The organism is Nocardia takedensis NBRC 100417, from assembly GCF_000308695.1.
GTDB classification, from domain to species: Bacteria; Actinomycetota; Actinomycetes; order Mycobacteriales; family Mycobacteriaceae; genus Nocardia; species Nocardia takedensis.
In genome coordinates this window covers 23,889-50,010 of record NZ_BAGG01000262.1, presented here as the reverse complement: position 1 = coordinate 50,010, position 26,122 = coordinate 23,889, and the positions used below count along the sequence as shown (strand labels likewise).

At 70.8% G+C, this 26,122-nt stretch carries 27 protein-coding genes and 1 pseudogene; all 28 read right to left on the bottom strand.

Annotated features, from left to right (window positions below; genetic code table 11):
* Positions 1-69: 69 nt before the first annotated feature.
* A pseudogene (locus tag ON30_RS42475) lies at positions 70-288 on the bottom strand (helix-turn-helix transcriptional regulator); the annotation flags it as partial.
* 269 nt (positions 289-557) lie between these two features.
* Complete coding sequence (locus ON30_RS33245; protein ID WP_051030345.1) at positions 558-1,178, bottom strand: NYN domain-containing protein; 621 nt, start codon at positions 1,176-1,178, stop codon at positions 558-560.
* A gap of 120 nt (positions 1,179-1,298) precedes the next feature.
* Entirely contained in the window at positions 1,299-1,964 is a 666-nt protein-coding gene (locus ON30_RS33240; protein WP_040714194.1) for a GNAT family N-acetyltransferase, read from the bottom strand.
* 127 nt (positions 1,965-2,091) lie between these two features.
* Complete coding sequence (locus ON30_RS33235; RefSeq protein ID WP_157184047.1) at positions 2,092-2,745, bottom strand: GNAT family N-acetyltransferase; 654 nt, start codon at positions 2,743-2,745, stop codon at positions 2,092-2,094.
* Positions 2,746-2,801: 56 nt separating this feature from the next.
* Positions 2,802-3,659: an MBL fold metallo-hydrolase gene (locus tag ON30_RS33230; protein ID WP_051030344.1), complete on the bottom strand. Its 858-nt coding sequence runs from the start codon at positions 3,657-3,659 to the stop codon at positions 2,802-2,804.
* 122 nt (positions 3,660-3,781) lie between these two features.
* Positions 3,782-4,705, bottom strand: coding sequence for a hypothetical protein (locus ON30_RS33225; protein ID WP_040714190.1), 924 nt, complete (start codon positions 4,703-4,705; stop codon positions 3,782-3,784).
* Positions 4,702-5,586 (bottom strand): hypothetical protein, encoded by an 885-nt coding sequence (locus ON30_RS33220; RefSeq protein WP_040714188.1) that lies wholly within the window; start codon positions 5,584-5,586, stop codon positions 4,702-4,704. The genes ON30_RS33225 and ON30_RS33220 overlap by 4 nt, the downstream gene beginning before the upstream one ends.
* Positions 5,583-6,521, bottom strand: a complete 939-nt coding sequence (locus tag ON30_RS36775; protein WP_051030343.1) for a DUF4913 domain-containing protein — start codon at positions 6,519-6,521, stop codon at positions 5,583-5,585. The genes ON30_RS33220 and ON30_RS36775 overlap by 4 nt, the downstream gene beginning before the upstream one ends.
* The gene (locus ON30_RS41905) at positions 6,518-8,395 is read right to left on the bottom strand and encodes a type IV secretory system conjugative DNA transfer family protein (RefSeq protein WP_051030342.1); all 1,878 of its coding nucleotides are present in this window, start codon (positions 8,393-8,395) and stop codon (positions 6,518-6,520) included. Before ON30_RS41905 ends, ON30_RS36775 begins: the two co-directional genes overlap by 4 nt.
* A 46-nt stretch (positions 8,396-8,441) precedes the next feature.
* Positions 8,442-9,431 (bottom strand): hypothetical protein, encoded by a 990-nt coding sequence (locus ON30_RS33205; protein ID WP_040714186.1) that lies wholly within the window; start codon positions 9,429-9,431, stop codon positions 8,442-8,444.
* A gap of 124 nt (positions 9,432-9,555) precedes the next feature.
* On the bottom strand, positions 9,556-10,536 hold the full coding sequence (locus ON30_RS33200; protein ID WP_157184046.1) for a hypothetical protein: 981 nt from the start codon (positions 10,534-10,536) through the stop codon (positions 9,556-9,558).
* Positions 10,537-10,554: 18 nt separating this feature from the next.
* The gene (locus tag ON30_RS33195) at positions 10,555-11,469 is read right to left on the bottom strand and encodes a hypothetical protein (RefSeq protein ID WP_040714181.1); all 915 of its coding nucleotides are present in this window, start codon (positions 11,467-11,469) and stop codon (positions 10,555-10,557) included.
* Between the two features lie 61 nt (positions 11,470-11,530).
* Positions 11,531-12,406, bottom strand: a complete 876-nt coding sequence (locus ON30_RS33190) for a hypothetical protein (protein WP_157184045.1) — start codon at positions 12,404-12,406, stop codon at positions 11,531-11,533.
* Between the two features lie 52 nt (positions 12,407-12,458).
* A complete protein-coding gene (locus ON30_RS33185) occupies positions 12,459-13,649 on the bottom strand; it encodes a hypothetical protein (RefSeq protein WP_040714178.1) in 1,191 nt (396 codons plus the stop codon).
* A complete protein-coding gene (locus ON30_RS33180; RefSeq protein WP_157184044.1) occupies positions 13,646-14,188 on the bottom strand; it encodes a hypothetical protein in 543 nt (180 codons plus the stop codon). Before ON30_RS33180 ends, ON30_RS33185 begins: the two co-directional genes overlap by 4 nt.
* Positions 14,185-14,931 carry a hypothetical protein gene (locus ON30_RS33175; protein ID WP_157184043.1) on the bottom strand — a complete coding sequence of 249 codons (747 nt, stop codon included), beginning with the start codon at positions 14,929-14,931 and terminating at the stop codon, positions 14,185-14,187. The genes ON30_RS33180 and ON30_RS33175 overlap by 4 nt, the downstream gene beginning before the upstream one ends.
* Positions 14,924-16,069, bottom strand: coding sequence for a C40 family peptidase (locus ON30_RS33170; RefSeq protein WP_040714174.1), 1,146 nt, complete (start codon positions 16,067-16,069; stop codon positions 14,924-14,926). Before ON30_RS33170 ends, ON30_RS33175 begins: the two co-directional genes overlap by 8 nt.
* The gene (locus ON30_RS33165; RefSeq protein ID WP_051030341.1) at positions 16,066-17,781 is read right to left on the bottom strand and encodes a putative type IV secretion/conjugal transfer ATPase; all 1,716 of its coding nucleotides are present in this window, start codon (positions 17,779-17,781) and stop codon (positions 16,066-16,068) included. The genes ON30_RS33170 and ON30_RS33165 overlap by 4 nt, the downstream gene beginning before the upstream one ends.
* Positions 17,778-19,250, bottom strand: a complete 1,473-nt coding sequence (locus ON30_RS33160) for an SCO6880 family protein (RefSeq protein ID WP_040714173.1) — start codon at positions 19,248-19,250, stop codon at positions 17,778-17,780. Before ON30_RS33160 ends, ON30_RS33165 begins: the two co-directional genes overlap by 4 nt.
* Entirely contained in the window at positions 19,247-20,698 is a 1,452-nt protein-coding gene (locus tag ON30_RS33155) for a hypothetical protein (protein ID WP_157184042.1), read from the bottom strand. Before ON30_RS33155 ends, ON30_RS33160 begins: the two co-directional genes overlap by 4 nt.
* Positions 20,695-21,483, bottom strand: a complete 789-nt coding sequence (locus ON30_RS36770; RefSeq protein ID WP_051030340.1) for a DUF8175 domain-containg protein — start codon at positions 21,481-21,483, stop codon at positions 20,695-20,697. Before ON30_RS36770 ends, ON30_RS33155 begins: the two co-directional genes overlap by 4 nt.
* Before the next feature lie 15 nt (positions 21,484-21,498).
* A complete protein-coding gene (locus ON30_RS33145) occupies positions 21,499-22,125 on the bottom strand; it encodes a DUF8175 domain-containg protein (protein ID WP_157184041.1) in 627 nt (208 codons plus the stop codon).
* Between the two features lie 54 nt (positions 22,126-22,179).
* The gene (locus ON30_RS33140) at positions 22,180-22,440 is read right to left on the bottom strand and encodes a hypothetical protein (protein ID WP_157184040.1); all 261 of its coding nucleotides are present in this window, start codon (positions 22,438-22,440) and stop codon (positions 22,180-22,182) included.
* Positions 22,440-22,739 (bottom strand): hypothetical protein, encoded by a 300-nt coding sequence (locus ON30_RS33135; RefSeq protein ID WP_051030338.1) that lies wholly within the window; start codon positions 22,737-22,739, stop codon positions 22,440-22,442. Before ON30_RS33135 ends, ON30_RS33140 begins: the two co-directional genes overlap by 1 nt.
* Positions 22,736-23,383, bottom strand: coding sequence for a hypothetical protein (locus ON30_RS36765; RefSeq protein ID WP_157184039.1), 648 nt, complete (start codon positions 23,381-23,383; stop codon positions 22,736-22,738). The genes ON30_RS33135 and ON30_RS36765 overlap by 4 nt, the downstream gene beginning before the upstream one ends.
* A gap of 1 nt (position 23,384) precedes the next feature.
* Positions 23,385-24,119, bottom strand: a complete 735-nt coding sequence (locus ON30_RS39890) for a DUF8176 domain-containing protein (RefSeq protein WP_157184038.1) — start codon at positions 24,117-24,119, stop codon at positions 23,385-23,387.
* A 136-nt stretch (positions 24,120-24,255) separates the two neighbouring features.
* The gene (locus ON30_RS33120; protein ID WP_169334976.1) at positions 24,256-25,566 is read right to left on the bottom strand and encodes a hypothetical protein; all 1,311 of its coding nucleotides are present in this window, start codon (positions 25,564-25,566) and stop codon (positions 24,256-24,258) included.
* 219 nt (positions 25,567-25,785) lie between these two features.
* Entirely contained in the window at positions 25,786-26,031 is a 246-nt protein-coding gene (locus ON30_RS39885; RefSeq protein WP_157184037.1) for a hypothetical protein, read from the bottom strand.
* Positions 26,032-26,122: the final 91 nt, after the last annotated feature.

Below are 26,122 nucleotides of genomic sequence, written 5' to 3'. Positions count from 1 at the left end.
CGCCACAGCAGCCGACAGAACCGATCCCGCTCCCGCCGGTTGGCGGGTCGCCAGCCCCAGGTCCTCGGGAGGCACACCCAGAACATTCGCCAGCGCGAACCGTTGCTCCAGCGTCGCGTTCCGCCTGCCCATCTCGAGCTGGCTGAGGAACTGCTGCGACACTCCCACGGCCTCAGCGACTGCCGACTGACTCAATCGGGCACCCAACCTGTACTCCCGCACCACAGTGCCCACCACTCTCGCGGACTCGGCCGCCGACCCACGCCGAAGCCAGATCGAATCAGTCATCGCTACCCCACAGCCCTTCGACTCACCCGAACCGTACCCACCCAATCCGAACGGTTGTGGCAACAATCGGCAAGAACCTCGGGAGCCGAACGCGCTTCCAGCTACACGACCACCTTTGGCACCAGATCACCAGTCCACGGCCGAATCGACCAGCGCTCAGGATCCGGACCCTCCGGCGCGATCGAACTCCATCTCGTCCGGACACCCCAGCTCCACACGTGCAGGACCTCGATTTGTCTGCTGTGTGCAGTGGCCGATACCGCGCTGATTCACGCCGTACGGTGACTTCGCGGCGCATCCGAACCGGTCAGGCGACGCGCACGGCTCTGGTATGGGTAGCGATCGTCACCGTGGGTCAGGTGGTCGAAATGAGGTTCGAGATCGACGATTTCCGTGGCCGCTTTGCGCAGTTCTCGGCTGATTCCGTGGGCCCAGAAGACCACCCGTACCGCCAGGTCGCGTCGGCGCAGGGATTGCACGGTGGGCACGAAGTCGGCGTCGCCGGCGACCAGGACCGCGGTGTCGCCGGCGTCGGGGTTCATGTGCAGGAACGAGTCCTCCATCATCAGGGTGCTCAGGGCGATATCGACCTGCTTCTCCTGATTGTGTGAATTGCGGTGGAAGGTCCGGACCTCGAAGTCGGCTTCTCGGAACTTGGTCCAGATAGTGTCGTCGCCGACCGGGGTGGAACCGAACACGATCGACCGACCGACACGCTCGCCCTGCGGGCACAGCAATTCGTAGAACCGGCCGAAGTTGTAGGCCCAGGGGGCGATTCGATCCTGCTCCCGGGCGATCTGCGCATCCGGCGCGAGTCCGGCGCGCACGGCTTGCAGGCGCTTGCCCTCGATCCAGAGACCTGATTGATCGACGTAGACGTAGAGCGTCATCGGGGTTGGTCCTTCACTGTCGACGAGGGTGGCGCCGCGATCGGCCGGCGGCGGGGGGAGCCATCTGTGTCGGTGCACCGCTGCCGGTGTCCGAGGGGCCGATGGGCGGGCGGCGGTCGTTCATCGGAGGCGGAGGGTGCAGATCCGCTCGGCGGGGGCGGGAGTGAGGGTCAGGTCGAGTCCGGCGAGTTCGTAAAGGTCGAGTTCGGCGCCGGGTGGGTGCACGGTGAGTCCGCTCGCTCGGACGAAATTGGTATGCGCGGGCGTGTCGGGGATTCGGGTGTAGAGGACGCGGGTGCTCATGGTTCGCGCGGCGGCGACGGCGGCACGGATCAAGGCGGTGCCGATCCCGTTGCGCCGGTGGAGTTCATCGACCGCCAGGACCTGGATCTCGGTGGTGCGTAGCAGGGCTTGGAGCAGGTGGTCGTGTCCGGCAGCGACGGCGCGGGTGAGCAGCCACAGGGTGGGGCCGGACAGGATCCCGCCAACGATGCGTCCATCGGCGACGGCGACCAGGGCGGTGGTGCGAGTGGCCGCCGCGGCGGGAACGCCGTGGGTGTCGAGGGTGCGGCTTACGACCGCGGGAGAAATGGCGGGATCGAGGCCGAGCAGTCCGTCGACGTGGTGTTCGAGCAGATCCTCCACGAGGTGATCGGGGTCGCCGATCCCGCTCATCGCGGCCCAGCGGGTGAGTTGGTGGATCTCGGCTTCGCTGTCGATCGCGCGCACGGCCACACGTCGGGGCACTGTCGCGGAGCGGGCGTGGGTGGGGTGGTCTTCGATCATGGTTCCTCTTCCGGGCCGACGGTCGTGAGCAGCCGCATTGACGAGGGCTGCCCGCACAGGCGATGCGGTACAGGTAGTCCCGGCCGAGGACGGGTCCGTCCCCGGCCGGAAACGTGTCGTTCGTGGGTCAGGTGAGGGACTGGGTGAAGACCCGCCACCCGCTCTCGGGTGCGTCGTCGAGGTCTGGATCTGCGGGTTTGGTTCGGTCGACGCCCGGGCCGGGAACGGGAACCGTCAGCCCGGCGCCGCGGAAGAAGCTGGTCAGTTCCGGGTCGTCGGGGAAGTCCCCGACGATGACGCGGGCTCCCATCGCGGCGGCCGCGGACAGGGCGGCCTGGATGAGGGCGGTGCCGATTCCGCGGTACCGGTGTTCGGGGTCGACCGAGAGCACCTGCACGACGGTGGTGTGTTGCAACTCCGGCAGTCCGGCGTCCGAGTCATCGCTGTCCACGATGGCCTGCACGGCCTTGCCGACCGGAGGCGCGGTGATCACCCCGCCGACGGGAACGCCGTCCATCGCGGCGAGCAGCACGATCGTGGCGGTGGCCGCGGCGGCGGGCAGGCCGTGCCCGGCGTAGGCGGCGGACAGGGTCTCGGGTCCGGTGCCGAGCAGGCCCTGGCGGTGGAACTCGATCAGCGTGTCGGTGTATTCGGGGTCTCTGCCCGACATCTCGGACCAACGGCGGACGTGCTCGTGCAGTTCGGTCTCGCTGGTCACCGGTCGAACGGTGACGCGCGAGACGGGGATGGGGGCGGCGGGGCTGGTGCTCTGTTCGGTCATCGAATTGCTCTCTTTCTGGTTGTGATGCGGGGTGATGGGTGTGTTGAGGTCGCGGGTCATGTGAGGGGCTGCCAGCGGTGGGTGCCGCCGACGGTGTCGACATGGCCGAATTGGACGTCGGCGAAGTGGATGCCGAAGCCGAGGACGTCGGGGTGGGTGAGTTGGTCGATGAGCCATCGGGCGGTGATGCGGGATTGGTCGGGGGCGTCGTCGCCGGCGCTGGTCAGCTGCGGGTGGCTGATCTGGATGGGGGTGGTGAGGGCGTCCCCGAAGGCCAGTAGTCGCTTTCGGCCACTGGCGATCTGGTAGGCGGTGTGGCCGAGGGTGTGGCCGGGGGTGGCGATCGCGGTGACGCCGGGGAAGAATTCGCCGTCGCCGAGGGTGCGGACCTGTGCCGCGATCAGGTCGAGGACTTCCGGGGGTGTGCCGTCGGCGATCGCCTGGTCGGGGGTGCGCCATTCGGTGTGGCCGACCAGGATCGGGATTCCGGCGAAGATGTTGGTGGTGGTGTCGGGGTAGGACTGCCACAACCAGCCGAGGTGGTCCATGTGCAGGTGGGTCAACGCGACGAGTTCGATGTCGCAGACCTGTCGTCCGGCGGCGGTGAGGCTGTCGAGCAGTCGTCCGCCGCGCAGCAGTCCGACGTTGGTGGGGACCGCGAGCGGCCCGAAGCCGGCGTCGATGAGCATGGCCCGGTTTCCGTATTCGACGAGCAGGGCGCCGACGCTGGCGGCGAGGTAGCCGTCGGCGTCGATGAGGTCGGCGTGTTGTTCCCAGATGTGTTCGCCGGCGTCGGGCAGCCACAGGCGCGGTTCGATGCGGGCGATCCCGTCGGGCAGGTAGGTCAGGCGGTGGTCGCCGAGGTCGATGCTGCGCAGGTCGGCTTCACGGGTGAGGCGGTCGCGGGTGATCATCGGTTCTCCTGGTGGGGGTCGGGTCCGGGATCGGTTGTCGCGGATCGGGTTCGGGCGGGCGGGACGAGAGGGTCCGCGCCGGGTGGCGGGGCGGGTGGGGTCGTGGCGGCCGGGTGGCCGGGTCATGGGTCCGGCCCGGCCTCGATCGCGCGCGGCCCGGGTTCGAGGACGGGCGGTTGCGGTGTGGTGAGGGCCTGGGTGTCCTCGACCGTGCACAGTGCGGCCGCGGCGGCGCGGTCGATGTCCGCGCTCGCCGGGTTCGCGGCGTCGCGACCTGCGACGGCGTCGGCGACGGTGGTGTGGGCGCGGTCGAGCCAGTACTGCGGGTCCGGGGGGCCGGTGAGGGTGGTGGTCAGGCGATACCCGGAGGGGGCGTTGGCGGTGATCGAGCGTCGGTAGGTCTCGGCGATCCCGGCGCGGGTGTGGGCGTGCCAGAGCACGTCGATGTCGGCGGGGCTCAGGTCGAGGTAGCGGTGGATTCGCCGCTCGAGGTCGATCGAGGCGTGCCGGGTGATGCGTGTGTGGTCGCTGTCGCGGAGTCCGAGCGCGTGGGCGGTCTGGGCGCCGCGGCGCCAGACCGCATCCGCGTTGCGTCGGAACTGGACAGCGTCCACGGCAGCGGGATCGTTGGGGACGCCCTCTCGTGAGAGATGGTCGCGCACCGCGCTCACCGCGGCCATGTCCGCGAGCAGGTGGATGTCCTCGGCGACACGGCGGGGGCTGGACCGCATCCGCTCGCGGGGTATCGGCGGCAGGATCTGCTCGCCGGTCCAGGGTTGTCCGGTGGCGCCCTGGCGTCGTGCGGTGTCGATCCAGATCGCGGGTACTCCGTTGCCGCGCAGCGTGATCTCGGCCAGTGCGCGCCCGCGATCGAGGGTGGCGATCTGTTCGCGCAGCGCCAAACGCTCGGGTGGGGGCAGTGCGGGGTCGGTGAGTGTGTGGTGGCGGGCGGCGGCGTCGGCGGCCAGGCCGTGGATTGCGCGTAGGCCCTCGGCGTCGGTGGGGCGGAGTTCGCGGACCCGCTGGGGCATCGGGACCGGGCTCATCCCTCGACTCCGTTGTCGCGGCTGGAGAATTCCGCCGGTGCGGCGGCGCGGTCGCTGGTGTCGAGCCAGGCGGCCTCGGCCTCGGGATGGCTGAACAGTGCGGTATCGCCGCGCCCGGCCAGTGCGGTCTGGACGGCGCTGTCCAGGGTCGGGGACGGTCCCCGCACCGGTGATCCGGCGCGGTCGAGTTCGGTTTCGATGGCGGCGCGCACCCGATCGGGTAGCGGCAACGCGGTGGTGAGGTCGACCCCGATCGCGGCGTCGGTGGCCAGGACGACGGTTTGGCGGGACAGGGCGGCCACGTCGGTGGTCGCGGCCTGTGCCCAGCGGTCCAGGATCTGCTCGGGCGACGCCTCGTGCAGTGCGTCGACCCCGTAGCGCGCCCAGTCCGCAGCTTGGCCCCACATCATCCGGCCTTGTCGGTCGGTGAGTTCCAGGACGTTGGCGACTCCGGTGGTGCGGCGCCACAACACGTCCAGGGTGGCGCGCAGTTGTGTGGGGTGCGGGTCGGGGGCACGCAGACGCCGGGCTGCGGCGTCGAGGGCCTCGAAGTCCTGGATGCGGGTGACGTCGCTGGTCAGGTCGGTCAGGACCCGGTCGTAGTCGGTGCGCCCGTGGGGAAGCGGAAAGCCCGGCACCCAGAAGTTGCGCTTCTGGGCGTCGGCGGCGACCTCGTCGATCCAGGTGCGGGGGATACCGGCCGCGAGGGCGAACTCGGTCAGGTCTGTGGCGGCGTCGAGGTGTCGGCGGTGGGCCCGCTGCCAGTAATCCGGTGGCGGCCCCTCGAGGTCGTCGATGCTTTCGCGGAAGTCGGTGGCGCGCAGATGATGATGGCTCAACGCCTCCAACACCCGGATCTGGCTGTTGTTGGGGTAACTCATGGCTGTGTTCCCTCGTCACGGGATGGGACGAACGCGCGGAAGTCGGGGCCGAACCCGGCACGCTCGATCGGGGTCCGCGCGCCCGCCGCGCCGAACCAGTGCCGCGGGACCCGGGAGCCGGACAGGCCGGGCAGGTGCGTGTGTTCGGTGGGTGTGCAGCGGTGCAGTGGCCCGTGGGCGGCGTCGAGCACCACCCGCATCGTCGGGTCGATCTGGCGCAGGAACAGATTCGACATCGCGGTCTTGTCCGCGGAGACGACCGCTGCCTCGAACGCCGCGTGCATCAGCGCGAAGCGGACAGCGACCCCGTGGTGCTCGAACCAGCGGACGCACCAGGTGTAGGTGCCCTCACGCTGCTGCGCGGCGATCCGCACCGAGGTCACCGGCAGCAGCCACTGCTGGACCCACAGCGCGTAGTGGCGAAACCGCGGAGGCGGCGGGGGCTTCTTCGCGGAGCCGGCCTCGCCGACGGCCTCTGCTCCCGCTTCGGCCTTGGCCTCGGGTGCGGGTTCGGGTTCGGGTTCGGGTTCGGGTTCGGGTTCGGGTTCGGTGATCCATCCCGCGGGGACCGGTTCGAACGGCAGGGTCGGGGTGGGGACGTGTTCGGCGGGTGTGCAGCGGTGCAGGGGGCCTTGGGCGGCGTCGAGGATCACCCGCAGGTGCGGGTCGAGGTGGCCGGTGACGAACCCGCTCGCGCCCGGGCCGCGCAGCGTCTCGAAGGCGTTGTGCAGGTGCGCGATCCGCACCGCGACGGGTCGGTGGTCCCACCAGCGCGCGCACCAGGTGTAGGTGTTCTCCCGCTGGCCACGCGACAGACGCACACTGACGACCGGCAGCAGCCACGTCTGCGCGAAGGACACGAAATCCGGATACGCCGGACCCTGCGCCTGCGCGCGCGCCCCTGTCCCGCCGCCGGCGGGCGCCGCGCCGGTCACCGGTCCTCGGTCTCGGTGTCGTGGTCTCCCTCGCCGGGGGCCACGGTCTCGATCGCGGTGGCGCTGCCGGCGAAGCGCCGCAACGATTCCTCGATGAGCGGCGCGTATTCGGTGTCCTGCCACCAGACCTTGGCGACCACGACCGGCCCGTGGCCGGGGAGCCGGACCAGGGCGCGGTCTTTGGGCAGCGCGGCCAGCGGGGCGACTTCCAGGATCGGTTCGGCCCGCCACGACAATGTCCGGTTGGTGCCGCCCGCGCCGCGGCTGCGGGAGCGATCGGCGACATCGTGTTGCCCGGCCATCTGCGACCAGTGCTGGAGGTAGTCCACCGCGGCGATCCCGCCGCCGTAGACCTCGATGGACTGAGCGCGCATCGTCTTCAACCCGTTCGCGCCCCAGAGGTCTTCGCCCTGCTCGAGGACCTGGAGAATGGTGATGAGGATGATTCCGCAGCCCCCGGCGTAGGTGTAGTAGGAGGGGAGTTCGGAGATGCGGGCGCAGTTGGCGGCCTCGTCCAGGACCCCGAGCAGCGGGACCGCCAGGCGCCCGTCCGGACGTGCCCGCGCCGCGCTCAGCGCGGCTTCGATGATTTCTCCGACCAGTGCGCTGGTCAGCGGTGTCGCACCGTCCGGGCCGGCCATCGACAGCGCGTAGAGGGTGTCGTTCGAGTCGATGAACCGCTGGGGATCGAACTCCGGCAGATCATGGGTGCGCGGCCGGGTCTCGGCCTCGATCACCACCCCCGCTCCCCCGTCACCGCCGCGCTCGGCGTTCTCGCGGACCCGCAGGTGCTTGCGGGCGGGCGGGGTGACCATGCGCGCGTAGTCGGCGTCGGCCACGACATTGAGGAACCGGCGCGCCATGTCGTAGAGGCCGTCGCGCTGGCGGGCGTAGAGGGCCTGGGACTCCCGGATCCGATCGGCCGGGCGCGATTGACCGTGCGCGTCCAGGATCAGCGCCGGGGTCTGATCCTGATCACGCCCGAGCCATTCGGCCACGTGCAGCAGATCCCCGTCCGCCAATGCCGCGGCCAGCATGTACAAGGCGAGCAGTTCTTGCGCCCCGCCGTCGAAATAGGAGTCGACCTTGGCATTCGCGGCTTGAGACGCTGATCCCGACGCTGCCGAGACGAAGAACCCGGCGAGTTTTCGGGCGGCGGGCAGGCCGGTGACCTGGGTGAGCAGGTTCACCCAGAACCCGCAGGTCGGGGCACCGGTGACGCCTTGCAGGTCCGAGAGCCACAGCCGACCGCGCTGTTCGCGGCCGTGGGCGGTGTGGCGGTAGAGGTCCGGCTTGTTGCTGGTGGCCAGACACGGCCCCCACGCCGCCAACACCGCCGGGATCGCCCACGCCATCGTCTTTCCGGTGCGGGTGCCGGCGGCGATCGTGACCCCGAGCTCGGTCGGCACGAACAACTCGACCCCGCCGATCACCGTGCGTCCCAACGGCGGCCCCTTCAACGCCCGCACCGTCTCCGGGGCGTCGGCCAACAACCTGTCGTTGGCGGCGGCGTTGTCGACCGCGCGCGCGATACGGATCTCGCTGGGGCGCTGCATCGTTCGCGCGGCGGCGTCGATCTCGCTCGGCGAGCGCAACCAGCGCCGCCCGAGGATCAGCGCGGCGGCCTCAAGGGCGTAGAGCACGACCGCGACCGCGGTGGCCTGCCACGGCCACGCCACCGTGCCCATCACCGCACCGGCCATCGCCGCGGCGGGGTGCCCGGTGACCGGCAGCCCGGCCCACCAGCTGCCCACCGCCAACGCCGCCCACGCGGTCAGCACCGCGACCAGGACCGCGAGCGCCACCAGCAGCAGGGTGGTTTCCTCGCCGAGCCCGCCCTTGGTGCGGCGACGGGTTTCCCGGGTCGAGATCATCAGAGAACTCCTCGATAGAACGAATAAATAGGTTCAGCACCGGTTTTCACAACGACACCCCGATCTCGGGACGCGGACCCGCGTCGAGGTCCGGCCCCAATGGAGGTGGTTCGGCGACAGCGCTGTCGGGCCCGGGACCGATCGCGGCGGCCACCGCGGCGTCGACGGCCACCGCGGACTCGGGGCGGGCCAGCGCACCGTCGGTGGCGGTGTCGTGGGAGTAGGTGCCGTCGCGCCCGGACAGGTAGGCGGTGTGGATCTGTTCCGAGGTGGCACCGGCATCGAACGCGGCCGCACGCGCGTCGCGGGCCTGGCCGAGCAGTTCGTCCAGACGCTCGATCAGGTCCAGGTCGTGGCTGGTGATCCCGGCGAAGCGTTCCGAGGTGCGGGCGTGCTCGGCGGTGCTGTCCTGGACCAGGCGCAGCGCGCTGCTGCGCGCGAGCGGCTGGTCGGCGCCGCTGTCACCCACCTGCTCCTCTGCTTCGAGCAGGGCGTCGGCGGCGGCGATGATCTCCTCGACCTCGGTGATCGAGCCGATGTCGGGGCCGCGTCCGCCCAGGGCGCGGTCGAGCACGCTGGTGGGGTCGGCCGCGACCGCACGGGTTTCGTCGTGCGGGCGTGAGCGTGCGGCGTCCTGGATCGATCCGGTGACGGCGGGTTCGATGCGGCCGGTGATGACCGCGGTGTGGTGCAGGTTGCGCCAGGTCGGGTCCTCGGCGGCCACGTGCCCGGCCGAGACGGCCTCGGCCAGCCGGAAGTACTGCGTGAGCGTGGCTTCCGGGTCGTCGGTCCATTGTCGGGTCGCCGCGTCGAGTTCGGACCACAGTCGACGCTCGGCCGGGTCTTCGGATCGGATCCACTGGGTGCGCAAGCCGTTGGCCTGGGAGCGGAATTCGACTACTTGGTCAGGAGTTTCGCCGTACGGCGCGATCTCGCGCAGGTAGCGCGAGCGGGTGAAGTCAGCGCGGAGGCGCGCTTCGCGCGGGTCGGTGTCGTGGTAGTAGGCGGGGTCGGTCGGGGAGAGGGGGACGGACATCGCGGGCCTCCGGGTTGGGCTGGAGGAGGTGGTCGTTGTCCCTGGCGAGGCGGGATCGATGCCGGCGGTCAGTACCCGTGACCGCGGGATCGACGTGAACGGCGGGCTGTGGCCGGTTACCGGTTCAGGGGTCGTAGCCGACGTAGGGCCCGGGCGGCGCGCCGTCGATCCCGGGATCGACGCGCGGGGCGAGGTCGTCGACGGCGACACCGGTGACGGGCAGCGCGTCGTCGACGGCGGCGCTCAGCGCGCCGAACGCGGTGGTGATCTCGGTCCCGCCCCCGGTGCCGGCCGCGCCCAACGCGGTGTCGAGGAAATGGGCGCGCAGCGAGGTCTGGGCTGCGGCGATCATCTGCCGCGGTCCCGGCGGGGCCGCGGTCGCGGTGGCGGTGGGGATGCCGGTGGCGGGGTCGTGGGGAACGTAGCCGGGGGTCGCGGGTTCCCCGGTAGGGCGGGCGTAGGTCTGCCATTCCTGGATCAGGTCGAGTTCGGTGTGTCCGGCCAGATGTCGGGCGTGTTGGCGGCGCATCGTCTCCGCGCCCGCGCCCCACAGCTCCTCGGCCTCGGCGGGGCTGATTCCGGCGGCGGCGGCCAGCGTGGCGGCGCGCTGATGGAACAGCGTCATGTTCGCGGCGAAACGCGCGCCGGTCGGCGAGTCGAGGCCGAAGCTGTAGCGGCCGGTGGCGATCCGGTCCTCCCGTTCGGCGGTCACCGCCGCCATGCGTTCGAGCCGCCACAGATCCACCGAGAGCATGTCGAGGTAGAAACCTCGGGCGGCGTCGTCGCGCGCGGGTGAGGACAGCTCCCGGGTGGGGGCATCCACGCGTGGGCGTGGCCGGTCGCGTCCCAGGGCGGCGGCGTCGGCGACCGCTCCCGGATCGATCCCGGCGGTGAGCGCGGTCTGCTCGACGCGTTCGCGTTCCCCGTCGAGGGCGACCATGTGCTGTTCCCAGGCGGCTTCGGGTCCACGGCCGTCGTTGTCCTCGAAACCCTCCCAACCGGCCTCGAAGATGCGCTCGCGTTCGGCTGCCAGGTGTCCGATGGTCAGCAGCAGCCTTGTCTGCCACTGCGGCACTGACTCCGGTTCTTGTTGCGGTGTGGTCATCGAATACGCTCCCTCACTTCAGAATTCGGGTTCGATCGTCGATTCGTGGGTGGCGGGCTCGACCGCGGCGACCTCGGGACTCGGAGTCGTCTCGCGCTCGCCGCTCAGCGCGGTGCGGGCGGCATCCTCGACACCGCCGGCGCCGCCGTACACGCCGTGGTGCACGACGTCCAGCGCCATACCGGCGTGCTCGAACAGCACCGCCGGCGTCGGGGGACGCGCGTGATGAGACTCGGCGCCGGTGTCGGGGAGGTATTCGAGGGTGCGTTCGACGGCGGGTTCGACGCCGCCCCAGGCGTGTACGCGCCAGAGCTGTTCGAGCAGGGAGTCGCTGTAGGCGGTCACGGTGATCGCGGCCAGGCGACGCCAGCCGGCGACGTCACGGCCGAACAACTCGCGGGCTTCGGCGGAGTCGGGGTCGACGAGGGCGGCGGTGCGGTCCGCGCGCGTCCACAGCGCGTCCATGTTGCGCCGGTACTGGTCGCGAACGGCGTGGTCGCGGTCGTTGTCGAATCCGCGTGCTCGGTGTTCCACGGCGATCACCGCCATGTGCTCGAGGGTCCACACGTCCTCGGCGAGCCGGGCGATCGACTCCGTGCGCTCCGAGGAGTCCCCGTATCGGCTGGTCGGCGGGTTGCGGGCGCTCTCACCCCACACCCTGCCCTGGGAACCGTTCTCGATCGCCTCGGTGATCATCGCCGCCGGGATGCCGCTGGCGGACGCGCGCAGGATCACCTCGTGGCGATCGGCCTCCAGATCGCTCAGGTGCGCACGCCAGTTCGCCAACGCCACCTCCCCACGTCCGGCGGCGGGAACGTATTCGGGATATCCCCGCGACAGCACCCGCGCGAGCTCGAGGGAACGCGCTTGGATCTTGGCCAGCAGCCCGGCTTTCCAGCCGGCGAGATCACCGCGGTCCTCGGGCGCGCTCACACGACTCTCCTGGCTTTCGAGTTACGTTGTGCAGCAGAGTGTTTCGACGGGTGATGCCTGGTCATGGGTCGACTCCTGACGAAGGTTCGGGTGAGTGCGGCGCGGGTGGTGGCGGGTCCGTGCCCGCGGCGTGGGCGTCGAGGCCCGCGTCGGTTGCGGGACCGGCGGCCCGTACGGCGTTCTCGATCGCGGCGACCGTGCCCGCCCGTGCCGGCCCGCCTGCCTGGTCGAGTCCGGTCAGGGCTTCGGCGACCTGCGCGGACATGTCGTCAGCGGTGGTCGGCATCGCCGCAGTGGTGTCCTCGGCGGTGATGCCGGCGCCCTGGAGCACCATCACGGGGATCGCGAGAGCGCTGAAGTCGGCGGCGACGATCCGGTTCCATTGCTGTGCCAGTTCTTTCGGCTCGGCACTCGACAGCCGGGTCGCGACGGCGGTGGCCCAGTGCTGCTGACCGCGCCGCCACGCTTGATGTCGTTCCTCGGTGCTCAGCCGTAGGGCGTGCGAGATCGCTCCCACCCGCTGCCAGGTCATGCCGGCCACGCGCCGGAACCTGCTGTCGGCGTCCTCGTCCAGACCGCCTCTGTCGAGGAAGACCGCCCCGATCCCGGCGATGTCCTGCAACGCGCGGACCTCATGGGCGAGCCCGGCCAGCAGCTGGTCGCGGTCGACGTGGCCCGAGCCCAGCATCGTCGTGCCCGGCTGCCACCGCTCTCCACGCTCACCGGCCGCACGGGCGTAGTCGACCCACGCCTTGGGCACCCCGACCCCGAGCGCGACCTGCTCGAGCTGGGCCAACGACCGCTGCCCGATCCATTCACGCTCGTCGACCACCCCCTCGGCGGCATCGCCGCGCAACGCGCGGTGCAGGCGGTTGTCCAATGCCACGTTCTGCACGCCCCTGAGCAGGTGCCGCTGGAGCGGAGTCGGGGCGGCCATCACCGGCCTCCCACCCGCGGCAGGGACCAGCAAGCATCGGACGCGACGAGGATCACGGCTGCGGCCCCCAATCGGCTCCGGAGCCGAGGGGCGCGGTGAGCACCTCGGCGCCGTCGACCTCGGCCCGCGCGCCCGCCTGGACCGACGCGCTCGGCTCGGCGTCGCCGTCGAGAGCGGCCTCGACCGCGTCCGCCACCGCCGCCGCGGGTGAGAGGTCCTGCGCGAGATCGAGCCCCGCCTCACCGAGGGTGTGGGCGAGATCGGTATCCACGGTCAGTTCCCCGGCGAGGTCGCGTACGGCATCGACCAGGTTGCGCGCGGTCGGGTACTCGGGTTCGGCGGCCTCGACCGTCGCTGTCTCACTAACCGATTCGGTGACGTCGTCGACGATGTCGAAGAACTCGACATCCAGGACGTCCCGCGCATCGGCACCGCCGGCCGTGACCGGCGGCGACGCGAGGTCGCCGAAGACCTCGTCGAAGGCCCGCCCGACATCCTCGGCGAAGCGCTGCGCGTAGGCATCCGCGGCCGCCCTGGCCATTGCCGCCCGAGCCGCTGCCGCCCGGGCATCCGCGGCTGTCTTGGCGTCCGCGGCCGCCTTGGCCGCTGCCGACACCGCGGCATCGGCGGCTGCCTCTGAACTGACTCGTTCGGCCTCGGCCGCGGCGAACGCCGCCGCCGACTCCCCCGCCGCCCCTGCCGGTCCGTGCTCGGACAGCGAATCCACGAACCCGGCGGCACGGCGACGCGCGTCGATCAGCAGTTGCTTGTACTCGACCTCGAGTCGATGCAGCTCCTCGGCGCGTTCTTCCCGCGCCTCGTAGGCGCCGAGTTTCTCGTCCTGGACGTCCTCACTGTGGTCGAACTGCTGGAAGGCCAACAGGTCTCGGCGTTCCAGGTCGGTGTCGGCGCGGTCCATCCGGGCTCTGGTCTCTTCTTCGGCAAGTTGGTGGGCCTGGGTGTTGATCTTCATGCGGCCCTCGATCTCGCTGATGCGAGCGGTATTGACGGCGACCTTGGAGTTCGTCTCGAAAACCGTTGCCTCGACTCGCACCTGATGTTCGGCCGCCGAGCGGGCTTCTCGCTGGTCGGCATGGGTGAGACGTTGGGTGTGTTCGGCCGCCGAGCGGCTCTCGCTTCCGCGTCCGCGCATCAGCGCGGCGGTGGTGTGGGCCATCTGGAATGCCTGGATCGCACCTTGGCGCAGTTGCTGGCCGCTCTCCTCGACCGGATCCCCGCTCATGACCGCACCCGCATCCCGGCCAGCCGCCACCCGGTCGTGGGCCCGGTGCGCGCGACGGTGGCGTAGACGGGGAACACGATCGGTGCGTTCGTGCTGGGGACGAGTTCGACCTGCACCACCCGGGCCAGCGAGGTCGCCGTGTCCGCCGGGTGGTCGTCAGCGCCGAGCTGTACCCGCGCGTCCACCCGCACACCGGCCTCACGCCACTGCTGCCACCGGACGGGAGTGACCGGCCCCCACACCAGCGAGGTGCTCACCGCGTCGGCGGCGAACCGCTGCTCCAGCAGCGCACCCGCCTGCCGCACCGCCTCGGAGGTGTCGGGTTGCTCGGCCGGGCGGTAGGTGAACACCGCCCGCACCGCGGCCAACAGAACCTGTTCTCCCGCACAGGGATCGACCTCGACCCAGGGGGGCGGAAGGGCTTCGGCGCGGCATTGTGGTGGCGGTGGTGGGCCGAGGACGACGGGCGTGTTCGCCGCGCACCCCGACATCGCCGTCGTGACGGCGGCCAGGACGATCGCGATCCGAGTACGTCTCATAGCGATTCCCCGTTCGAGGCGAGAAGAGTGGCCGGGTCGCAGCCGCGCCACACGAGGGTCGGCGCGTCGCCGACCCGGGCGGCGGCGGGGTTGTCCACGGGATCGGCGACCAGCTCCAGCAGCACATCGGCGGCGAGGGCGTGATGGTGTAGTTCGAGCAGGTCCAGTCCGTGACCGCGAGCCACGGTCAGCCGCAGCCGCGCCGCCCGCGCACCCCATCCGACGCGGGCATAGAAGGCGACCCAGATCGCTCGTCGGGCGGCGTGTTCCGCGCCGCCGATGGCGGTGTGGATGGCGTCGTGGGGATAGCGGTCGTGCCAGATCAGGTTCCCGTCGGGGCCGGCGACGGCGAAGTGGGTGGCGGTGCCCGCGCACGACAACGCCATCTGCGGGCCTCGGCGGGCCTGGGCGGCGAAGGACGGGTCCAGTTGCAGCTGGGCCACGGTCAGCGCGCGGATCGCGGCGAGGTCGACTCCGAGGACCCACCACAACGCCCGGACGAAGCGGGCGATCTCGACCTCACGGCGCAGCCCGTGTTCGGCGGCGAACCGCTCGAAGTCGAGCAGGCGGGTCATCCCGCGCAGCCGGACCCCGTGGGCCCGCACCAACGCCACCACCTCGCCGCTGGTCCTGACCACGCTCGCGACGTGTCCCGGTCGACGGCCGGCGGGTGTGTTTCGGACTCGAGCGGTGACGTATCCGACGATGGGTCGCCGGTGCGTGGCGAGGGGATCTTCACCCATGATCGGGACTCCTTTCCGGCGACACGGGAACGGTGGGAGTGAGGGCGTGGGAGTAGCGGCGCACGTCCATGCGTTCGCCCTCCCACGCCGACAGCGGTGTGGTGGTGACGGTCTGGCCGGTCTGTGGGGCGTGCAGCAGCAGGTCCCGGCCCTGCTCGTCGCGGCCGAGGTAGATCCCGACGTGGTGGGAATCGGCGTCGCCGGGGGCGGTGAAGAAGATCAGGTCCCCGGGTTCACGCTGGTCGAACGCGACGACCTCGGCGGACGGGTGGTCCTGTTGGGCCTGGGTGTAGTGCGGGAGCTGGATCTGCCCGCCCGACGCGTGGTAGATCGCGTAGCGGGTCAGCCCGGAGCAGTCGAATCCGCCGCCGGTCGGGCCCTCGAAATCTCCGCCGCCCCACTCGTAGGGGGTGCCGATCCAGCGCGAGGCGTGGTCGATGACCGCGCGCCCGAACGCGCTCGCCTCGGCTGGACTCAGCGGCGTGCCCGAGCGCGACCCACATCCCTCCACCGCGCTCTTCGCCGACCCCGCCCCTGTCCGTGGGCCGGGGTCGAGGTCGGCGAAGAGCGCGTAGAGCCGTTGAGCAAGGGTGAGTTGGCCGGCGTAGGCGTTGGGGGCGCTGCGTTCGATGGCCTGGGCCAGTTCGGCGGGTGCCATCTCCGTCGCGGCGACGCCGAGTTGTTCGGCGTGAGAGTAGAACCAGTTGATCTGATACACCGGGTCCATCAGGGCGGCGATGCCGACCGATCCCCAGACGCTGGCGCGCATCTGGTGTGGTCCGACCGAGTCGTGGTCGTAGCCGAGGCCGTCGTTGGCGAAGCCCAGCGATTCCGGTACCGCGGGGTTGGCGAGGTTACGGAAGCTGGATTCGGTGGCTTGGGCGGCGAGTTCGGCGATGATCACCGACTCCGGCATCCCCCGTCGTTTGCCGATCACCACGCCTTCGCGCGCCAGCCGTAGTTGGGCTTCCGACAGCCCGGCGACGCTGTATCCGGTCGGTGCGCCGTCGAGCGCCCCGCCGGGGATCGGGGTCGCGCACGAGGACCGATCTTCGAGTCCGACGACGGCGAGCAGGATCACCAGCAGCAGGACAGGCAGCGAGATCAGCACCACGACGGTGGTTTTCGATGTCGTCATGACCGGTCACCGGCCTGCGTGCCGTGGGTGAGGTGGTCGAAGCGTCGGTTGGTGTTGTGGATCTGGGAGGCGCGTTCGGTGGGGGTGAAGTTCATGCGGAATGCGACGCCAGGTTCGGCGGCTTCGCCGGTTTTGAGCAGGTAGCAGCCGGTGCCGGGGGGTGTTTCGCGGCGGGTGGGGTCGAGGTCGTCGTCGCTGGGCGGGCGGGGGGCGGCCCAGGAGGTGAGCAGTAGTTTCTCGGTGTCGGTGATGCCGACGACGGCGCGGATGCGGTCGACTTCCTCGGGGCCGACCGGGCCGATGATCTTGGCGCGGGCGCGTTCGAAGAACCCGAGTGCTTTGGCTTGGGCGGCGGGTGAGTCGAAGGCGGCGAGGTCTTTGACGGTGTGGCTGCACATGATCAGCCCGGTGCCGAGGGTCCGGTTGAGCCGGGTCAGGGCGTCGACGCGATCGACCATGAAGTCCCCGACACCGAGCACGCGCCAGATCTCGTCCATGACGACCTCGAACGTGCGCGCGGGCGCCAGGCCGGCGTCGGCCAAGGCGTGAGCGGCGGCGACCGCGCCGAACCCGTCCGACCAACACACCATCAGCACTGCGGCCAACAGTTTCGTGTCGCCCTCGGGGATGCGCGAGACGTCCACGCACACCGCGGGGCTGTCCAGATCCAGACGTGTACTGGTGGGGCCGTTGAAGATGGCGCCGAACGGGCCTTCCACCAGCGCCCGCAGCGAGCGCCGCAGCGTCTTGGTGCCGGCCCGGTAGGAGGCGACGCCGTCCTCTTCGGCGAAGCGCCGCAATCGTTCGCCGCCGGTGGAGATCACCTCGAGCAGGTCACCGAGCAGCGGCGCATTGTCGTAGTCGAACCCGCTCGCGGGGCTGTAGAGTTCGCGCAGCCCGGCGGCGATGAGGACTTCCTCGTAGTCGGCGACCCGCGCGCCGCGGACCAGTTCGATCAACCCGGCCACGATGTTGACCTGCCCGGCCTCGACGCGGGCGCGGACCTGGCGGCGCTGGTCGGGGTCGGGCAGGCGCGCGATGGTCGCCGCGAGCGCGCCGACGTCGAGGGGGTTGACGGTGCCGTGCCCGTGCCCGACCTCGACGACCTGCCCGCCCAGGTGTTGCACGAGGTCGCGGTAGTCGGGTTTGGTGTCGCCCATGCACAGCACGGTCTCCCCGGCGGCGACTGCCCCGGTCACCATCCGCCGGATCAGGCTCGATTTGCCGAATCCGTTGAGCGCCAACACGAACGCGATCGGCGCGGTGATGAATCCTTTGAGAAACCACGACATCGGGTCGAAATGCACGGGCGCGCCGGTGATGTAGTGCGCGCCGACCGGCGTGCCGACTGTGGGGGCGCTGGCGCCGACCGCGAAGGGCCACAGGCCGGCGACCTGGACGGTGGTGGCCCGCCATTCCGGGGTGGAGGGGACCACTGCGGCGCGGCCGCCGCCCGGCCCGCGGTAGCCGCGGTCGGTCAGGGTGGCCGGTGATCGGTCGAAGCCATCCCCCGCATCGAGTGTTTCGGTGCGTCGGGCGGCGGTGGCCCGTCGATGATCGTCGCTCGATATCGCCAGCCGTGCCCACCAACCGCGCGGTCCGGGCCGGGCGGCGGCGGCTTCGGTCGCCGCTCGCGCGGTGGGAGTGAGCACGCGGATCCCGGCGACACTCTCGCGACGCCGACGCGCCCGCGAGCCGGTCGAGCGGTTCATCGCGACACCCCCGCCGAGATCGAGGTGTGCTCGGGTAAAACGAGCCCGATCCCGAGGGAGGCGGCGAAGGCGGCGGCCTGGTAGCCGTAGCAGCGGCGCACCGACAGCCGCGACGCCGCGCTCATCGCCTTGATCGAGGCTTCGATGCCGGGCAGGTCACCGTCGAGGTGATCGGTGACCGTCACCAACACACCGAAGCGGGTCAAGCCCGCGCCGCGGGCCTGTTCCTCCCGGGCGGCGTTGGTGTTGCCGACCCGGATCCGCGCCGAAGCACTGGCGATGCCGCGTTCGGTCTGCTCCGCGGCGATCGCGTCGCGGAAGTCCGCGTCGACCAGGGAGGTGGCTTCGGCGGCCGAATGCAGCCGGTACACGATCGCCACCCGCTTGCGCGGCACATCCGCGCGGGGGCGCAGTAGTTCCTCGAGCACGCTCTCCATGACCGCGCCGCGCGGGGCGGCGTCCATCTCCCAGGTGATCGAGCGGGCGCCGTCGTGCACGTAGTGGTCCCACCGGTCCAGGTGCGAGATCGGACCGACCGAATCCCAGGACTGGGTCTCGAGCACCGCGGCGCCGGCCGCTTCGACGTCGCGTTGAGAGGCCAGGTCGTAGCGAGTTCGAACCAGCCCCACCACTTCCCACGCCTGCAATGGCGTGGCGGGCAGTCCGGCGCGGGCGAGTTGGGACATGACCCCTTGTAGGCGTTGGCCGATCTCGCGGGCCTGTTCTGCTTCGTCGCGACGGACCCGGCCTTTGCCGATGGCGCGGTAGGTGATGGCGATCCGTGCTTCGATCCGCACGCCGACCCCGCCGATATCGGCGGCGGCCTCGCGCATCACCGCTTTCGCGAACTCGGGGGCCTGATCGCGGACCAACCGGGTGACTTCCCGAGCTTGGCGCAGTCGTGTCTCGACGACGTTGTCCAGGACCGCGGTCACCGCCACGACCTCTCCGCCGCGGCTCTGGGTCGCCAGGAAGTGCCCGTAGCCTTCCACCCACGCGTCGATCTGTGGTTGGTCGACCAGTTCCTTTCCGCGCGGGATCACCCGCAGCACGACGGTGTAGTGATCGGAGCGGCGGATGTGCAGCATGCCGAACCGTCGCCCGCCCGCGGTCTCGTACTCCGAGAGCCGCGAATCCGCCAACAGCCCAGGCAGTTTCGCGACCCCGGGAATACGCGCGAAACGCCCCGACCGGTAGACGAGTTCACCGCGCGCCCGCGCCGCGGCGAACTGGGCCCGTAGTACGGCCGACTCCCACCCGGTGCGCCCGTTGACGGTGATCGCCAGCGGCGCGAACACGGTCGCGGCGGCGAGGATCATTGCAGCGACGACGGGCAGGGATCGGGTGAGCAGGAACCCGACCATGACCGTCACGATCAACGCCAACCCGAACAGCGTCACACCCCAGGTCAGGCCGAAGAAACCGGCGCTGCGGGGCCGTTCCCATCGCCCGTACATGCGGGTGCTCATCGCCGCACCTCCCCCGGGCTCAGCGAATCCGGATCCCCACCGCCCTCGGCGGCCTCCCGGGTCTGCTCCCCGGCCTCCGACACCGCCTGCTCGCCCGCGGCCTTGACCGCGTGCCCGGCCAGCACCGCCCCCCCACCGGCACCGCCGCCGGCCTCGGAACCACCGCCGGATGGCGCACCCTCGCCCGGCGAGGAGGCCCGACCCGACGGGGCACCCGAACGCGAGGCACCGCCACCGGAGGTGCTCGACGTACCGCTGCCCGCCTTGCCCCCGCCTGGTGCACCCGCGGGCGAGGAGTCACTCTCGCCGCCGCCACCGAGCGGACGCCCCCCACCACCGCCACCGCCTCCGGTGTTGTTGCCGCCGCCCGGGTTCGCGCCGCCAGCGGGGCCGGTGCCGTTCGCGGCGTCTTCGCCTTCGCTGAGTTTGCGGGCGCTGCCGCGCTCGCCGGCCGAGCCCATCGCAACGCCGGCCGCGCCGCCGGCCAGGACCGCGGTCGCGCCACCCCCGCCGCCGAGGGTCGCCACGGCGGGTGCGACCAGGCGCATGAGCGCGGGCAGGATCAGCACGCTCATCACCAGCAGGATCAGCCCGAGCAGGACCTGCTGGGAATCGGTCTGTTTCTGATCGCCGATGACGGTGAACGCGACCGCGTAGACCAGGCCGCCGACGGGTTTGTAGAGGACGAACGCCACCGTCCACGACACCAGCTTCTTATATGCCTGCGATCCCGGACCGGTCCCCGCCGCGGCGGCAGCGATCGGGATCACCGCGACCACCAGGATCAGCAGCGCTTGGCGGACGACCAGCATCACCAACTGGAGCAGCGAGCTGACCAACCCTAGAGTTCCGACGACAATCAGAATCCCCGTGCCCAGCCCGGCCACGGTCGTGCGGTTCTGGTCGAATGCGGTGATCCGGTCGACCGCACCGAGCCAGTCGCCTTCGCTGGCCTCGAATATCACCCAGTTGGAGAAGTTGTCTCCGGCGCGGGTGCCGGTGGTGACCAGCACCGCGATGGCCATCGACAGGAAACTTGCCCGCCCCAGCATCAGGAAGCTCTCCTGTGCCTCCCCCGCGACACCGCCGCGCTTGGCCAACGCCAAGCGCGCGGCGGCGAACATGATCCCCGCGGTCAGGAACAGCACCTGCAAACCGCCGCTGTACTCGCGCACCGCGCTCAACACCGGACCAGGACCCGACGTGCCGTCGCTGAGCTGCGGCGACGGCAAGTTCGTCCACCACGCCATACCTATTCGAACCGTGCGGGCAAACCCTTCGAGCACGACGTCGACGAGTTTGTCGTAGGCCGAGTTCGCGACGTCCTCGGCGAGTTGGATGCCCTGGCACGCCTGCTGCGGTCCCAGCGGGATGTCGCAGATGCCGGGCACCGGCAGCTGTTCGCGGACACCGCCGAGGCGGGGGCCGGCGATCGTGTCGGTGCTCATGCGCCGGTCCTCCACGCCGTGCTGAACCCGGTCAGCGATGCGACGTAGGTTCCTGGCCCCCAGAGGATCTCGAGGTCGGCGGGTACGGCGACCCGCCAGTCTCCGTCGAACCAGGTCATCGGCCAGCGGGCGATCCGGTAGCCCAGCTGATCGCGCACCGCGAACTCGACGACCGCGTAGTCGGGGCTGTAGCCGGGCGCGACCCGGACACCGTCGGGGACGGTCACATAACGGGCGGCATCCGGTGTGCGCGCCCGCGACCGCGCATACCGATCCACCAGGGCCTCGCCGCCGCCGTGGTAGCGCTCGGCGACCACCTGCTGCCAGATCTGTTCCGGCGCGGCCAGGACCCGCCCGAGGGCGTCCGCCGCGGACAGGACCGCGCCTTGGGGTGTGCGGGCGAAGCCGGAGGCGATCCCGTCGGTGATCGTGGCAGGGCCGTCGCTGGCAGAGACCGGCAGCGCGGCGCCGCCCCACCCGCGCTGCCAGCGCAGTCCCACCGGTGGCGTGTTCAGGTAGCCCGGGGCGGCCGGGTCCGGACGGGCGGCGGGATCCTGCGGTGCCGGAGTGCCGGTCTCGGTCGCCGGGATGTCGAGGCGGTTGCCGAACATGTCCGAACTCGACCCACCCGAACCCGCCACCGCGCTCGAGGACGACGCGGCGCTCGACTGGTCCGGGTGTGGCGGGGTCGAGTCTTCGTCGCGGGTGACCGTCACGACGAACACGACGGCCACGACCACGGCGATGACGGTGAGCAGGATGATCAGGAGGCGATGGGATCCCATGACGCACAGTCGCTTTCAGCGGGCCGCGAAGGCGACGAGTTCGGCGGGCGGGGTGTCGAGGGTGGTGACGGTGGGCGGGGCCGAGGTGGCCGGGTCGGGCAGGCTCAGTCGCCAGTCGTCGTGTTGCCAGACCACGCTGGTGTGGTGGCCGGTGATTGAGCGGTCGGGATGTTGGGCGTAGAGGTCGAGCTCGGCGGCCTCAGGGCTGTAGCGCGTCAGGACGTAGCCGAGCAGTCGCGGCGCGGTGTCGGCGTCCAGCGGCGCGGTGACCGAGAGCTGTGCGCGGGCGACCGACCAGGCGTCGCGTCCCGGGCCGGGGGCGACCATGTCGGCGCCGACCTGCGGCCATTGGCTGTCGGTGGCGACCGAGATCCGGGCGCTGGCCTGGGCTGCGGCGACGGCGGCTCCGGCCGGTGAGCGCTCGAACCCCGAGACCACCGCGCCTTCGTCACTGCGGGGGCCTTGATCGGTCACCGGCAACTCGACTCCTTGGAAGCGCTGCCAGCGGCCCCCGGTAGGAGCGGCGTGGACCTCCACGCTCGTGGTGACCGGGGCACTCTGCTCGGATTCGGACGTAGGGGCGCCGCACCCCAGCAAGGCGGCCGCCATGACGGGGCCGGTGAAGGCAATCACGGCGGTCACCGAGAGACGGTGGGTTCGGTTCGAGCGCATGGGAATCGGTTCTCCTCGCTAGATTCAGGTGGGTGGGAGGACGGCCACGGCCAGGGAGCTGGCCATGCCGAGCAGGACCGCGCCGAGCAGGGCGCCCAGGAGTCCTTCGAGGCTTTCCTCGCGGTAGGAGCGGATGCCCAGCAGCGCGCCGATCCAGACCGCGCGTGCGATGCACAGCACCAGCACACACCAGGCCAGATAACCCAACAGTTGGGTCAACGGCGACATGACGTTCGCGGGCAACGGCAACGCCAGCATCGCTGCGGCGTTTGCGTGGCCGGGCATCAGGAGCCTCCGGCGACCACGGCGGTCATGATGGGGCCTGCGCTGGTGGCCACGACCCCGCCGACCAGTGCGCCCAGCAGGATCTTCGGGGACTCGACCGAGCCCCCGTGCCAGCGCTCCCAGCCGAATTTGCCGCCCGCGTAGATGATCGCCGCGATCCCGGCCAGGGTGACGAACCAGGCCAGGAAGTTGACGATGACAATGGCGCTACCCGACCCGGGCGGGGCGGTCGGGGTGATCGTGATGTCCTGGGCCAGCACGGTGACCACGGCGTCACCGAGTACTGCGGTCGGGCTCATGACAGGTTCTCCGTATCGATCGGGGCCGCCGCAGCGGCGAGGTGGGTGAAGATCGCGGCGCCGACACGGTGGACATCGGTAGGCACCGCCTCGGACAGTCGAGCTCGGCGCGGCGGGGCCGGGTCGTAGGGCCGGAACTGGGCCAGATCGGGCAGTTCGGTGGCGAGCAGTTCGTCGTGCCAGGCGATCTCGTGGACCTCGCGCACCAGCTCGGCGATCACCGACCGGTAGCGGCGCACGGCCTTCGGCACCGTGCCGGGACGAGCGGCGGTCAGGACCAGCCCGATCACCCGCACCCCGGCAGGGGCCAGGCCGGCGTGCCATTCCCGCAGTCGCTCGGCGGCGGCGACCAGGCCCGGGATGCACAACCGTGCCGCGATCACCACGTCCTGGGTGCTCGCAGCCGAGGCGGGCCAGGCCGGTCCGGTGTCGGCGGCCGGGGCCCACCAGCGCGCCAACGTCGACGCGCCCGCGCCACCGTGCGCGCCCAACACTGCCCACAACGGCGCGTGTTCGCCACCGCTGACCAGCGCCTGGGTGCGGATCAGTGCACGCCGACCTGTCTGGACCGTCATGGTGTCCGGGTCGAGGCGGCCATCGTCGGCGGGCGGAGTATCGGCCAGATGTACTACAGCGGTGCTCATGTCAGCTCCGCTTCTGGATGTTGAGGATCTGAAAGTCCCCGTTCGGGGTGGGACGGGTGTTGATCAGTTGCAGATAGTCCATCCGGGTTCCGTCACCGTGACGTTCGACCAGGTGCACCTCGGCCGCGAAATCGTCGAGCGGAGTGACCGCGACGCAGTGCCTGGTCCCGGCCGGAATGGACGCGATTCCCTCGGCCAACACCGGTTCGACCAGTCCGGCCTCGGGAGCGACCACCGCCAACGCGGCGGCGGCATCACGCAGGACGTAATAGCGGTACTCGAACGCCGCGATCACCCCTACACCGCTGCGAGTTTCGCCCGGTCCGTCGGTCACCGCCGCCCCGGTCAGGCCGGCACATGCCCCGCCGGCGACCGCGGTCGTGGCGCTCACGCCCGCTGTGATCGAAGAAGCGGTGATTGGGGGCGCGATCACCACGGTCGTGTCGCTGGCGTCGGTCACCGACCGGATCCCGACGCCAGCGAGCCCAGCGGCCAGCGTTAACGCCACGGCCAACGCGATCCACACCGCGCGCTGCCCTGCCTGTCGGCGTGCAGGAAACTCGGTCGACGGCCGGACAGCTGGTTGCTCCGGCTGCTGTGCGCGGTGCCCCTTCGGGGCACGATCGGTGGTGGTGTCACGGGCGGGGTCGGCGGCGGGGGGAACCGGTTGCAGGGTGGGTTCGGGGCGCAGCCAGCCCGCGCCGTGGGCGTCGTCGAGTGGGGGTCGGTTGGGCATGGTCGGTGTCACCTCCTACCGAGGCGCGAATGTGGGTGGTGGGGTGGACCCTTCGGGCAGGCCGCCAGGGACGGGGATCAGCAGACCGGGTGGGGTACGTCAGCTGATCGGGCTCCTGCCCGAAGGGGTCTGGAGGTCATCGCGGGCTGGAGTGCGGCTGGGGTTCACCCGGCGATGATCGGGGTTTGGTCGTGGGATCCGGTGACGTGGTCGACGCCGACGGCGTGCTCGCCGGTGAAGTAGGGGGCGACGGTGTGACCGGCGGCGTGGCGGGGATGTCGTGGGTGGCGGCGATGAGCCAGTTCGCGACCGTACGCAGGGTGGATTCGCCAGCGGGGGTGGCCGCGACAGTGTCGTAGGAGCCGTGGCGGCCGGTGGTGTCGCTGTACTGGGCGGTCCCGGCCAGGGTGTAGAGCTGCTCGGGGGCGGTGACGGTGCCGGTGATCGCGGTGAACGCCTCGTTCACCCACCGGTTCGCGGTCTGTGGCGGGATCAGTTCGACGGCCGCGCCGGCGAGTTTCGCGCCCAGCACGGCGATCGCCGCGGCGGGGTTGGTCATGCCGACGGTCGCGAGTTCGGCGATCGTGGCAGGAGTGATCACCTTGCGTATCACCGTGATCACGGCGTTGAATCCGATGGTGCCGAGTTTGATCAGCGCGCCCAGCGCCTCGGCCTGGCTCGGCGGTGCGGTGGCGGGGTCGGAGGCTTCGGCCAGTCGCTGCCCGAGCGATTTGGTCGGCTGGTAGGACAGCTGGTCGAGGCTGGTGCCGGACAGATCCTGATCGACCACCTCGACTGCGGTGCCGAAGATCGTCGCCGACAGGGCGGTGGCGACCGTGGAGATCGCCGCGATCGGATCGCGGGTGTCGGTGCGGGCCGCGATGTTGGCGACCGTGGTCGTCAACGGACTGCCCGCAGGGGTGTCGCACGTGGCGTCACCAGGAACGCACAGCTCCGCGACCCGACCCACCAGGCTCCCGTAGCGGGGCGCTCGGCCCGCGGAACCGGCGGGTACCGCGATTCCGGAGCCGGAGGTGGCCGGGTTGAGCAGGGCGAGATTCGAGACTTCCTCACCCGAGGTTCCCGGTGCCGGCGAGGGCGTGCTCGCTTGGGGCCTTCCCGGCAGGACCGGAGTGTTCGACGCGCGATCGGGATTGGCCACCAACGCCACCACCGCGACGCGACCGGCATCGACGCGACCGGCCCCGAGCCCGGGTTGGGGAGCGCCGACGCGTTCGGCGAATCGCGCGGCCGCAGCCGCGCCATGGCCGTAACCGACGACGGCCAGATACGTTGTCGGACAGCGGGCCACAATGTTGCCCGCAGCGTCTCCAAGTTTCGTTGCAGCCTCGGCCACCGCGGACTCGTAGGGCAGCGTGGCCCCGTTCTCGGCGCTACCGAACGAGATGTAGGCGCGTTCGACACGGTCACCGACAGCAGCGGACACGCGCCCGAACACCCGCCCTAGCGCGCCGGTGTCACTACCTGACTCGACCGAGCCCTCCTCGGCTCCTTGGACACCGAGCGCGAACAACGCCGGACAAGAGCCGGTGATCCTGATACCGGGCTCGGCCACGGCTGTCCCAGTTGCAGTCATCAATACGGCGGCGATCGCCGTGACAGCCGCCGCCAAACGCGGATGGATTCGATTGGAATGCATCGGATGTCACCTCAGTCCGACAAGAAGGGTCAATGGGGTATGTTCCGGCTGCGGCTCCGCCGTTCGAGTCAGGTCGCAAGCCGACGACGGCAGCGGTGAGAGAGTCATGGTGGGGTGGTCGAGCTCTGGGCGACCGACAGGCGCATCCGCCTCTCCGACCACGCAGTCGTCGTCGGTATCAGGACACGAGATCACCGGTTCGCTGTCATATTCGAGCCACCCGCGCCCAAGCGGGTCGGTCGCATTGTTCATCGGACTTCGTCTCCTGGGTGGGGCCCTCCGGGCGGTTCGCCATGGGGCGAATCAGCCACTGGAAATTGATGAGGTGGCCGACCCGGCGCCC